The 11,856-nt window shown below is 41.2% G+C and carries 11 protein-coding genes; 3 read left to right on the top strand and 8 right to left on the bottom strand.

All coding sequences use genetic code 11. The annotated features are described in order from the left end of the window. The 7 genes from WBM98_RS01705 to WBM98_RS01675 form a co-directional block, all read right to left on the bottom strand. Positions 1 to 376, bottom strand: a 376-nt coding sequence (locus WBM98_RS01705; RefSeq protein ID WP_424364291.1) for a BatD family protein, incomplete at its 3' end; no start/stop codon positions are given. Continuing rightward, positions 376 to 1,263 carry a tetratricopeptide repeat protein gene (locus tag WBM98_RS01700; protein WP_424364290.1) on the bottom strand — a complete coding sequence of 296 codons (888 nt, stop codon included), beginning with the start codon at positions 1,261 to 1,263 and terminating at the stop codon, positions 376 to 378. The genes WBM98_RS01700 and WBM98_RS01705, both read right to left, overlap by 1 nt. Beyond that, complete coding sequence (locus WBM98_RS01695; RefSeq protein WP_424364289.1) at positions 1,238 to 2,290, bottom strand: vWA domain-containing protein; 1,053 nt, start codon at positions 2,288 to 2,290, stop codon at positions 1,238 to 1,240. The genes WBM98_RS01700 and WBM98_RS01695 overlap by 26 nt, the downstream gene beginning before the upstream one ends. A gap of 3 nt (positions 2,291 to 2,293) precedes the next feature. Next, on the bottom strand, positions 2,294 to 3,292 hold the full coding sequence (locus tag WBM98_RS01690; protein ID WP_424364288.1) for a vWA domain-containing protein: 999 nt from the start codon (positions 3,290 to 3,292) through the stop codon (positions 2,294 to 2,296). Continuing rightward, positions 3,293 to 4,954 (bottom strand): BatD family protein, encoded by a 1,662-nt coding sequence (locus WBM98_RS01685; protein WP_424364287.1) that lies wholly within the window; start codon positions 4,952 to 4,954, stop codon positions 3,293 to 3,295. Then, on the bottom strand, positions 4,954 to 5,820 hold the full coding sequence (locus WBM98_RS01680) for a DUF58 domain-containing protein (RefSeq protein WP_424364286.1): 867 nt from the start codon (positions 5,818 to 5,820) through the stop codon (positions 4,954 to 4,956). Before WBM98_RS01680 ends, WBM98_RS01685 begins: the two co-directional genes overlap by 1 nt. A gap of 86 nt (positions 5,821 to 5,906) precedes the next feature. Continuing rightward, positions 5,907 to 6,908, bottom strand: a complete 1,002-nt coding sequence (locus tag WBM98_RS01675) for an AAA family ATPase (RefSeq protein ID WP_424364285.1) — start codon at positions 6,906 to 6,908, stop codon at positions 5,907 to 5,909. 477 nt (positions 6,909 to 7,385) lie between these two features. Here WBM98_RS01675 and WBM98_RS01670 point away from each other — a divergent pair, with 477 nt between their 5' ends. From WBM98_RS01670 to WBM98_RS01660, 3 genes are all read left to right on the top strand, one after another. Further along, a complete protein-coding gene (locus WBM98_RS01670) occupies positions 7,386 to 8,195 on the top strand; it encodes an SDR family NAD(P)-dependent oxidoreductase (protein ID WP_424364284.1) in 810 nt (269 codons plus the stop codon). Then, positions 8,185 to 9,321: an ATP-binding protein gene (locus WBM98_RS01665; protein ID WP_424364283.1), complete on the top strand. Its 1,137-nt coding sequence runs from the start codon at positions 8,185 to 8,187 to the stop codon at positions 9,319 to 9,321. The genes WBM98_RS01670 and WBM98_RS01665 overlap by 11 nt, the downstream gene beginning before the upstream one ends. A 427-nt stretch (positions 9,322 to 9,748) precedes the next feature. Next, on the top strand, positions 9,749 to 11,557 hold the full coding sequence (locus WBM98_RS01660; protein ID WP_424364282.1) for a glycoside hydrolase family 5 protein: 1,809 nt from the start codon (positions 9,749 to 9,751) through the stop codon (positions 11,555 to 11,557). A 51-nt stretch (positions 11,558 to 11,608) separates the two neighbouring features. On the opposite strand, the gene WBM98_RS01655 is transcribed toward WBM98_RS01660, so the two are convergent. Next, positions 11,609 to 11,856 (bottom strand): STAS domain-containing protein (locus WBM98_RS01655; protein ID WP_424364281.1); only part of this gene is annotated, 248 nt, incomplete at its 5' end.

Below are 11,856 nucleotides of genomic sequence, written 5' to 3'. Positions count from 1 at the left end.
CTTCTACGGTTTTAGTCAAGGATTTATAGACCTTTCTATCGATGACAATCGAAGCTTGTTTGATGGTGAATTTGCCTCGAGCTGTCGGGGCCAAGGTGTAGGAGTAGGTTTTTGAATAGGAGCGCACCCCATTGACCCATGAAGAGCTTATGGCCTGTAATGGGCCTGATACTACCCGAAAACCATTAAAATCAGGGGGTGTGAAATCATCACCGTCCCGGTTCATGGTAAATTCTATACGCAGCCTTTCGTTAATACCCAGCTTTTCCTTGCTCAGGTTTGCTTCAAAGGTTACGGCATCATCCTGTGCGTTCATTGTAAGTGTCATGAACAACAAGGGAAGCAATGCCATATAATATTTAAAACCTATTTTCATTACCAATCCTTTTCATTTTTGACTTTGGCACCCTTCACTTTTTGGGCATCAATTTTTTCCTGCACTTTCTTTTCCTCATTTTGCATAGCCTCTAACAGATTTTGAATCTGCTGTGGGGAAAGTTGATTGGGTCTAGGTTGTTGCTGTTCTTTTTGTTGGGGTTGATTACCTTGCTCCGGTTGCTTTTTATCTTCTTCTTTTTGATTTCCATCCCCTTCTTTAGTGTCCTCTTTTTTTTCGTCTTCTTTATCCCCATCATCCCCTTGATCTTTCTTATCACTGTCATTCTGGTCTTTTTGATCTTCCTTGTTATCCCCTTCGTTCTTTTGATCTTGATCCTGATTATCTTTTTTTTCTTGATCGTCCTTATTTTCGTCGTTATTTTTTTGCTCGTCTTGCTGTTTTTTCAAAAGTTCCTTGGCCAGCGCGAGATTATAACGGGTTTCCTCATCCTTAGGATCGTTGCGTAAAGCTTCTTTATAGGCTTCGACGGCCTTTTCATATTCTTTCTTTTTCATGAATACATTGCCCATATTGTGGTAGGCCTTGTGCTTATCTTCCTTGGCAGTGGCCACTTCCCCAGCTTGTTTGTACCTTCCAAAAGCTTCACTGTAGGTTTCTTTATTGTAATAGGCATTTCCTAAATTGTATGGAGCTGAATTATTCTCCCCACTTTTTGAAATGGCTTTTCGGTAATCAACTTCGGCTGAGACAAAGTCATTCTCCGACAGGTCCTTATTACCCTCCCAGGTAAGATTGGTAGATTCTAAAAGTGCTTTTTCCTTCAATTTCTCCTCTTTCCGGTCTTGGGCAAAAGAGGCAAAAACGATAAAAAACAATAAAAGTACGATCTTGTTCATATTATGCTGCTTCTTTGTGGTTTTCATTGAAAAGATTCAACTTTTTAAGCCATTTGGTCTTTTTGTCCAAAATAAAAATATCTAAAAATAGAAATAAAAGTGCGGCTCCTAAAAACCATTGAAATTGATCTTTGAATTCGGCGAATTGTTTGGCTTCAAATTCGGTCTTATCCATTTTCAAAAGGATTTCCTTGATATGCTCAACCGCCTCTCCGGTATTGCTCCCATCGATATATTCCCCATCACCCTCACGCGCTATTTCTTTTAATATGGCTTCGTTGAGTTTGGTAATCACCACCTCACCTTGTGCATCTTTCTTAAGGCTCTCGACCACCCCATTTCTTTTTAAGGGTATCGGGGCTCCTTTGCTTTTGCCTACACCAATGGTGAAAATGCGAATGCCTTCGCTCACCGCATCGTCGAGGGCTTTTTGGGTATCGCCTTCTGAGTGGTCCTCCCCATCGGAAACAATAAATAGTACCCGATTGGTCTGCTCTTCATCATCATAATAGGTCGTAGCCAATTCCAATGCTTCGCTAATGGCCGTTCCTTGTGACGTAAGCATATCGGTATTCATATTTTGCAAGAACATTTTCGCGGCCCCATAATCGGTGGTTATGGGTAGTTGTGGAAATGCCTGACCGGCATAGGCGATGATACCGATGCGATCGCTCGCCAATTGGTTGATGATCTCTGAAACCAATCGTTTGGCCTTTTCCAATCGATTTGGGGCAATATCTTCGGCCAGCATACTCTTCGAAACATCGACCGCAAATACAATATCAACGCCTTCACGTTTAACCGTTTCTAATTTGGTTCCTATTTTCGGATTGACCAGTCCCAAGGCCAGAAATGTTATTCCCAAAAGAAAGAATAGCAATTTCAGAACCGATTTGAAATTCGATTTTGAAGGGGTCAATCGTTTGAGCAGTGCGGATTCGGCAAATTTTTTCTGGGTTCGTTTTTTCCAGATTTGCTGTAATACGAACAACACCACGATCACCGGAATGATGGCGAGAAGGTAGAAATATATTTTTTCGTCAAATTGAACCATAAGCTATATAAAACTTCTGAATAGGGTATTGCGAAGTACCCACTCCAATAATAATAAGGCACCAGCCAAGAATACCCAAGGCCTAAATTTTTCTTCGTATTTATAATATTTGAATTCCTCTACTTCTGTTTTTTCCAATTTGTTGATTTCTTCGTAAATGGCTTCCAATTTCTCATTGTCAGTTGCCCTGAAATATTGCCCTCCTGTGGCATCTGCGATATCCTGTAACAGTTTTTCGTCAATCTCGACTTGTCGCATACCATATCTAAATGAACCATCGGCATTATAGGCGATGGGTGAAAGGGCATTGCCATTGGTGCCAAGACCAATGGTATAGGTTTTTATCCCATACTCTACCGCCAAGTCGGCAGCGGTTTGGGGTTCAATAAAGCCGGAATTATTTACACCATCGGTCAAGAGAATAATGATCTTGCTGATGGCCTTGCTTTCTTTCAATCGGTTGACCGAAGTTGCCAAGCCCATGCCAATGGCCGTACCATCGTTCAATTGCCCATAGGTGATTTCCCGTAGCGAATTCAAAACTATCGATTTGTCACTGGTAATGGGCGTTTTGGTATAGGCCTCCCCGGCATAGGCGACAAGGCCGATCCTATCGTTGGGTCTTTCTTTTATAAAATCAGAGGCCACCTCTTTAAGAGCCGACAATCGGTTTGGTTTTAAATCCCTTGCCAACATACTCGAAGAAACGTCAATTGCCATTACAATATCGATTCCCTTGGTGGTCTTGGTACGGGTAGAAATATCCTCGGTCTGTGGTCGGGCCATGGCGACTATAATGGCGGTCAGCGCCAAAAGTCTGAAAACGTACAACAGCGGTTTTAATTTGGGAAGGAACCCAACATTTGAAAATCCCTTTATGCTCGATATTTTCAAGGAAGCCGATAATTCATTGCGCTTAAAAAAATACCAAAGAATAGCCAATGGAAGCACTAAAAGCAACCAAAAGAATTCTGGATTCGCAAATGATATATTCTCTAGCATTTAAACTTCTGTTTTAACCTCGATTGTGCTTAAAACACGATTCATGATTTCTTCGGCATAGGAATCTCCATCTTGCCAGGTCAATAAAACCTGTTGCTGAAATCCTTTTCCACCAAAGCTGAGTATCACATATTTTCCTTGGACCAATTCTTCCGATCCTGGGATTTTGAATTTTCCGCTCCCGTAGGTTTTTATGCCCTTAACTCCTGTTACGGTTACAAATTCCTCTTGTTTTGTGATTATGTTTTTGGCCCCTTTTTCCTCAAAACCTTTTAAGAGTTGTTCTATGGTCTTTTCGAATTCAGGTTCGGCGGGTTGCGTAAATGTTGTTGAGGTTGTCGCCAATGTCAACAATGCCTTGTCATCGCTGAACATAAAAGATTGAAGCTCCTTTATATTTGCTTTGGCCTCCTCTGGGATATCCACTTCCTGACGTACCAAAACCTCCGGGGCTTCCAATTGAATTGGGGGGTATCCATAGGAACTCGCTACCCATTCGCTATCTAAAAGTCTTTTGGTTGGGTGACCAGAAACTGTATCCCAAACCATTGAGACTCCGTAATGCACAGTAAGGGCAATGACCGAAATCAAGAGCACACCTAACGCAGAGGCGCCGGCAATCATCCATTTTTTACGGTGTCTTTTATGGGCAAGTTCGTCTTGATATGCCTCTAGTTCCATTAATTCTTCCGCGGTAGGTTCCGGGATGGCCTCATGGGTCTTTACTACAATGTGCTCTACCGCTTTTCTATCCTGCAGGGCCACATTGGTCGGCGGTTTTGATTTGGCAAATTTCACCAAATCGGCGGTCTGCAAAATACTCTTGAATTGTTTGATGGTGTCATTGTCGAGTTTTAGTTCTCCCGCATCTTTCATCATCTCCAACTTAACGATCAATTCATCCGTTGTACTTTCAAGGGCTGAAACATTGACATCTTCCTCAAGGTAAGAACGTACAATATCGGTGAGCTCGGAATAGTATTGTTTGTATTCATCCTGGATCAGGTATTTTGAATTGTCTAATTTTTTCAATTCCAACAATGCCCGGTCATAGGGCGGCAGTAAGGCTACTTTTTCGGCTTCGGTCAACGGTTTCTTTCTTAAAAAGAACCAATACATGATACCTGCGATGATGCCCAAAATGACCAAGATACCCAAAAGGATCTTCCACCAACCAGCATTGCTTTTCTCTACCTGGATCAAAGGTTTGATATCATACATTTTTTGGGCCACGGTATCTACAGGTACAGTTGCCACATCGATACGTAAGGAATCCGTAAAATATCCTTTTCCATTGATTTCAATACGTTGGGCCGGTAATTTGTAAGAACCCGAGTCAAATTGGGTCAAGGCGTAGGTTTTCATTAAAGTGAACCTATCCTTTTTTCGTGTCGTATCCGTCGCAAAGGCCTCAACGGTTTCGAGGGGTGAAAATGTTTGTCCTTCCGGGAAGATGACGCTATCGGTGGAATCAACTTCTACAGTCACCTTGAAATTCAGTTGATCTCCGATTTTAATAAAGGTGGTATCCACTTCAGAGGTTATGTTCGGAGTCGTTTGGGAAAATCCGATTAAGGAAACGCAAAAAGCGCATAGGAAAAGGCCCCGCATCATGATAGTGCGTGGTCCCCAACTTCGAATTACGTAATTCATGACCCCCATCAACCTCGTCTTTTAAAATAGCCCAACAGCTTTTTCACATAGCTTTCATCTACCCTACAACTCAACACCCCACAACCTGATTTTGTGAAGGTTTCCTGAAAATATTTCACCCGTTGGCGATGATGTTCCCCATAAGCCATACGTACTTTTTTTGATTGGGTGTTTACCAATTGCAGGGTTCCTGTTTCGGCATCCTGCATTTGAACCATTCCTAAATTGGGAATATATTCCTCACGTTCATCATAGACACGAATACCGGTTACATCATGTTTATTCCCCGTGATCTTAAGGGTTTTTTCATAACCTTCCGCAATGAAATCGGAAAGCACAAAGACAATGGCTTTCTTCTTCATGATATTGGTTAGGTACTTTAAGGCTTCGGAAATATCGGTTTTGTTGCTTTTGGGCTTAAACTCCAATAATTCCCTAATGATCCTCAATACGTGCGATTTTCCTTTTTTTGGTGGTATATAGAGTTCAGCAGAATCTGAAAACAATAAAAGACCAACTTTATCATTGTTTTGCATGGCAGAGAATGCCAAGGTTGCTGAAATTTCGGTGATTATTTCTTTTTTGAATTGATTGGTAGTGCCAAAAAACTCTGAGCCACTCACATCTACCATCAACATCATGGTTAACTCCCTTTCTTCCTCAAAGACCTTTACATAGGGTTCATTATATCGGGCTGTTACATTCCAATCGATACTGCGTACATCATCGCCGAACTGATACTGTCGTACCTCACTGAAGGTCATACCACGTCCTTTGAAAGTAGAATGGTATTCCCCTCCAAAAATATGGTCGGACAGACGACGCGTCTTGATCTCGATCTTACGAACTTTCTTTAGTAATTCTTTGGTATCCATCTTTGTCAGTACACAGTATTCAGTATTCAGTAGCACTTAGTTGCACAGCACGCGAACCAAAGCGTACGGTTTACTGCCGACTGTTTTTATGGTACTTCAACCTCATTAACGATTTTGTTGATGATTTCCTCAGAAGTAATATTCTCTGCTTCGGCTTCGTAGGTCAGGCCTATTCTATGCCTAAGTACGTCATGCACTATTGCCCGCACGTCTTCAGGAACCACATAGCCCCTGCGTTTGATGAAAGCATAACATTTGGCGGCATTCCCTAGGTTAATACTGCCACGAGGTGATGCTCCAAAGCTGATCAGGGGTTTTAGGTTTTCGAGATTGTATTTTTCGGGATAACGGGTCGCAAAAACGATATCCAGTATATATTTTTCTATTTTTTCATCCATGTAGACTTCCCGTACCGCCTGTTGGGCACTTAAGATCTGTTTGGTAGTAATCACCGGATTTACCTGATCATAGACACCCATTAGATTTTGGCGCATGATCAGTTGTTCTTCATTCATTTTTGGATAATCGATCACGGTCTTCAACATAAAACGGTCTACCTGAGCCTCTGGTAATGGATACGTACCTTCTTGTTCCACCGGGTTCTGGGTGGCCATGACCAAGAACGGTTGATCCAGTATAAAGGTTTCATCACCTATGGTCACCTGTCTTTCCTGCATGGCTTCCAAAAGGGCCGATTGTACTTTAGCCGGCGCCCTATTGATTTCGTCGGCCAATACGAAGTTGGCGAAAATGGGACCTTTTTTAATTGAAAAATCATTTTCCTTGATATTGTATATCAAGGTTCCCACAACATCGGCTGGTAATAGGTCGGGCGTGAACTGTATTCGGCTAAAACTTCCTTTTACCGCTTTGGCCAAGGTATTGATCGCTAGGGTTTTTGCCAGTCCGGGAACACCTTCCAATAAGATATGCCCTTGCCCCAATAGGCCGATCAGCAACCTTTCGATCATGTGTTTTTGGCCCACGATCACTTTGTTCATTTCCAACATCAATAAATCTATAAAGGCGCTGTCCTGGGCAATTTTTTCATTCACTGCGCTAATGTCCACTGAAGTATTTTCTTCCATATATTGTACCGAATTTTTGGGTATTGGTTTGGTATGATCCAAACAGGGGTGCAAATTGAAAATTTATTCACTGTATCGCTGTTAATGATTGGTTAAAAATTCATGAAAGCCCCTATTTTTATGAAGTTTTTAAGTGTTTTCTTTTTAAATTCACAGCGATGTGGCAAACATGGACAAATTTTATAAAATAATGGTTGGAACCATGCGTTCGTGTAGCTCGAAAAAGTGGTCTCCAAAAAGGGGAATGGAAGGGCTAAGGAACCGTTGTTTTGAGTTTTGGATTATTACAATTGACCTTTCTGAAGTTATCTTGGATTAAGGTGGGAAATCGGATTTCAGAAAGTATTTTTCGGGGGTATATCCTTGCATGGAAACATGTCGTCAGGATGCATGAATAGCTTCAAGAAGGACTGTTCCAAAGGTGGTAATCCAAAAAGTAATGAGGTGACCAGTATTGATATAATAAATAAACAACATATGCATAATGAAACACACCCAAAAGCGATAAGCCAAGGAATTGCCAAAAGTCCCAGATTAGCTTTGATAACGGGTGCGACCAGCGGTATCGGGAGGGCAACCGCACGCCTTTTCGCGGCTAACAATTTTAATTTGATCCTGTGTGGAAGGCGCGATGAGCGTTTGCAGGAATTACAGAAAGAGCTTGGTGTTTTGACGCGTGTACACACCCTTAATTTTGATATCCGGAACAAAGACGAGGTTCTACAACAGATCAATACGTTGCCCAATGAATTTTCGGATATAGATATTTTGGTGAACAATGCAGGCAATGCCCATGGGTTGGATCCTATTGAGGAAGGTAGTCTGGATGATTGGGAGGCCATGATCGATATCAATATCAAAGGGTTGCTCTTTGTATCTAAGGCCGTATTACCTAAAATGGTGGCGAAAAAAGCAGGGCATATCATAAATATCGGTTCTACCGCAGGCAAGGAAGTCTATCCCAGGGGCAATGTATATTGCGCCAGCAAACATGCTGTTGATGCCCTGAACCAAGGTATGCGTATTGACCTTAATAGATATGGCATTCGGGTAGGGGCGGTAAACCCTGGATTGGTAGCGACCGAGTTTAGTTTGGTCCGCTTTAAAGGGGATGATCGTAAAGCAGCAAAGGTCTATGAAGGATTTCAACCCTTGCGGCCCGAAGACATTGCCGATATTATTCTTTTCGTGGTCACTCGTCCTTATCATGTGAACATTGCGGATTTGGTCGTGATGCCAACGGCCCAGGCATCTTCCACTATAGTCAATAAGAATTATGATCAATAAACGTTTATTGGTAAAAAATCTTCTCGCACATAACGACGAGAACAGCTTTTACGACAAAAAGCGATTTATTGCCATTGGCCATAAGGAAGGCAAGGCCAAATTCCTGAAACATGTTTGTGCGCTTGCCAATAGTAATCCCAAAAACCATTCGTTCATTGTTATCGGGGTAGAGGATGAGGACAATACCCTTGTAGGTGTTGATTTTTTCGATGACAGCAAAATCCAGAACCTCGTCAATGCCTATTTGGAGAATCCTCCGTTGATTTCCTATGAGAACATTCCTTTTCCCCATCTTTCAGAAGGCAAGGTTATTGGATTGGTAACCATAACCTCGAATGGGAGGGTGTGTTCCTTAAAAAAGAATATCTGGAAATATTATGGGGGCTCGGTTTTTTTCAGGGAAGGGAGTATAAGTATGCCCAAGGCCTATGATATTGAGTTGAAGGATATCAACTCAGAGGTAGTTGCCACCATAGAACAACATGCACGAAACAATATTGAGTTGACGTTGGATGGGGTCATCGATTTTATCAACCACAGACACAAAGACCTAGAGAGTAGTTACAAGGTGTTTAAAGAACAATTTGTGGTTTGTTGGGCGGGTCATGTCAAAAAGGTGAAATCCAAGACCTATTTCTCGCGGGTTGATATTGAATTGATCAACGAACAGGTAAAACTGTTTTATTCCACATTGGATGAGGTTATGCTCGATTACAATGATGACAGTTTCACCATCACCGAATATGTGCGATTAGGGCTTGGGAAAACCCATAATTACTATCCATTGGAGGAGGTAAAAATCATTTTTGAAGATAAGGGGACCTATCAGATTCAAGGTCAGATGATCTTTGACCCTCCCAAGTACGATACCAAGACCTTGCACCATATTTTCAACACGAACAATGCCTTACTAATGAAGTTGGAGAAAGGTCTTGTTTTAAAGTCTGCCGAAAAGGCTGATTTGGTCCAATTACCGGCAACCTACCTTATTTGTTACTTTAATGGCTTTGAAGAGGCCAAGGACCAAATGGAAAAAGCACGGTCCCTATTAAAAAAGACAGACCAGCGGATTTATAATTCCCTGAAAGAAACCTTGCGCATTTTAAGGAAGGTCAAGTACAACTAAATTGCAAGCTGTAAACCCAAGCCATTTTTCGTCGATACGCACCATACGTCTCTTATTGTAACAGATTTATTCGGCCTATGCCGACGTATATCGCTTTGTAAAATGGAGCAACAATTCTTGCATATCGATCATCTCGGGAAGGGATTGCTATTTTTTGGCAAAGCTTGGCTGGCGTGATTAAAGGTTATCGACCACCACCTTGTAGGTTGGATTTTTCAATAAGTTGATACCATTAATGACATCATTATTTTAAGAATAAGATACTAAACTCCTGAAAAATAAGTTTTTATACATATCATGTTACAAAATTTTCAAACAATCGTCTTTATTACCAAACCAATCAATAGAATGAAAATCTGTTTTTGATCAATAACCACGATTAGGACCCAACAAATAATCATTAACCATTATCCAAAAATAAATAGCCATGAGTTTACACCCTATCCAAAGAAGAATCGCAAATACGGTTGTATTTGTGATTTTCACCTTCATTTCAATGGGCGGATGTGTAACCCCTAAACCAGTAGGTGAAAGCCAAATCCAAACCCCGATTGCCACACCAACGAACAATTCGATGGTCCATACAAAAGGGCTTCAAATTGTTGACGGCAACAACAAACCGATCAAATTGCGTGGTGTAATCTTGGAAGGTTGGTTAATGTGGAATGGACCACTTTGGGGCGCTGGCATGACCTCTGAAACCAAGATTACGAATCGTTTGGAAGCCATGGCTGGGAAATCCCATACCGATAAGTTCCGTACGGCCATTTATGAGAATTACATTACTGAAAAAGACATAGAAACGATTGCGGGATTAGGGCTTAATGTGGTACGTGTACCTTTTAACCATACGGTCTTCGAAGATTCAAATCCTTTGGAAAACTATACTGCAAGAGGGTGGAAATATATAGATAATCTACTTGATTGGTGCGAACGACACAAGGTGTATGTGGTCCTGGATTTTCATTCGGTACCTGGCGGACAAGGTGCATTTGTATCCGATCCGGAGCTTATAAATGTATGGCATAACCCTAAGTATCAAGAAAGAACGGTAGAAATTTGGGGCGCTATTGCTAAACGCTATGCAAATCGAAAAATCATAGCAGGCTATGACCTGATCAATGAACCCGATCCCCCAAAAGGTAAAGACCTCATCGATTTAAATCGTCGTATCATAAACGAAATCCGCAAGGTTGATCCCCTACATATGATCATATTGGAAGGAAGTCAATTTTCAAGTGATTTCAGTATGTACATTACTCCTTTGGATGCTAACCAGGTATACAGTTTTCATTCCTATAACTTTTTCACTAATGATACCGATCAAGCCAATTTGCTTAAACTGGCCACAATCGCAAAAGCACATAACGTACCTCTTTGGAACGGTGAATTTGGGGCGCATAACGCGAAATGGATAAAAGAGGAAGTTGCATTATATGAAAACCCCCAATATCATGTCAGTGGTTGGATTTTTTGGCCGTGGAAACGTGTTTCCGAAAATAGCGAACGCTTTCGGGATTTAGCCGCCATTCGCCCTAGTGAGGAATGGAAACAAATGGCACTAAGTATTGCAGACCTTTTCGGTCCCAATAAAAATATTACACAGGAAATGGCCATACAGGCAATGAATAACTTTATTGAATTATTAAAAGGAGACAATCTTGTCATTGATGAGGAAATAAAAGAAATACTTACAAACAGCAAGAACACTTCCGCCAATATTGAAATAGGTGGCCAAAATACCGGGGAGAATACTGGAAGTGATGTGGGAAATACCGAACCTAAAGAATCTGTAACGGTGCAAACAGATTTTAAACAAATACTCTTCTTAAGCAATACCCCCACTGGATGTAAGGAGATAACAACGGGGATTAACTTTTGCGAAAAAAAATCAGGGATGTCCATCCTTCAATCACAAACAGAAGTAGCCCACAAATTATGGATCCCAATGGGAGGGATACAAAAAATAGACTACAAAATGGCAAACTCCAATCCTAACATTGCTGTTCAACTGATCAGCGAAATAAGATCAAGTTCAGGAGAATTAATGAGCTTTATAAGTGTTTCATGTCCTATTGGAAAAGATTGTGAAGCCAAGACCATTGAAACAGTTGTATTGCCAAAAGGTGCATATTATCTAGTAACCAAATCGGCCGAAGCCGATAAAAAATGGATGGGTAATTTGGGCCTTAAAGGGAGTATAGCTACCGAATCAAGTATCGAAAGAATCAAGTGACAAATAAGGGCACCTTTAATTAATATCACCCCTTATGATATAGGTGAAATTTTAAAGGTTGTCGACCACCACCTTGTACGTAGGATCTTCCAATACATTCACATCAATGATATCGTCAGCAGTATGTAAAAGCTGTCTACAATCTTTACTTAAGTGCTTTAAATGTATCTTTTTCCCTGCCTTGGCATAGCGTTCGGTAAGTTTGTTCAAGGCTTCAATCCCTGACATATCTACCACTCTACTTTCTTGAAAATCGATGATGACTTCATTCGGATCACCTTGCACATCGAACTTTTCAT

The organism is Maribacter sp. (genome assembly GCF_049667165.1).
Classification (GTDB): domain Bacteria; phylum Bacteroidota; class Bacteroidia; order Flavobacteriales; family Flavobacteriaceae; genus Maribacter_A.
This window is presented reverse-complemented; position numbering and strand designations above follow the sequence as displayed.

Coding starts and splice junctions, on each gene's coding strand:
- WBM98_RS01695 (WP_424364289.1), bottom strand. CDS start 2,290: ATGGTTCAATTTGACGAAAAAATATATTTCTACCTTCTCGCCATCATT.
- WBM98_RS01665 (WP_424364283.1), top strand. CDS start 8,185: ATGATCAATAAACGTTTATTGGTAAAAAATCTTCTCGCACATAACGAC.
- WBM98_RS01685 (WP_424364287.1), bottom strand. CDS start 4,954: ATGGGGGTCATGAATTACGTAATTCGAAGTTGGGGACCACGCACTATC.
- WBM98_RS01700 (WP_424364290.1), bottom strand. CDS start 1,263: ATGAAAACCACAAAGAAGCAGCATAATATGAACAAGATCGTACTTTTA.
- WBM98_RS01670 (WP_424364284.1), top strand. CDS start 7,386: ATGCATAATGAAACACACCCAAAAGCGATAAGCCAAGGAATTGCCAAA.
- WBM98_RS01680 (WP_424364286.1), bottom strand. CDS start 5,820: ATGGATACCAAAGAATTACTAAAGAAAGTTCGTAAGATCGAGATCAAG.
- WBM98_RS01690 (WP_424364288.1), bottom strand. CDS start 3,292: ATGCTAGAGAATATATCATTTGCGAATCCAGAATTCTTTTGGTTGCTT.
- WBM98_RS01675 (WP_424364285.1), bottom strand. CDS start 6,908: ATGGAAGAAAATACTTCAGTGGACATTAGCGCAGTGAATGAAAAAATT.
- WBM98_RS01660 (WP_424364282.1), top strand. CDS start 9,749: ATGAGTTTACACCCTATCCAAAGAAGAATCGCAAATACGGTTGTATTT.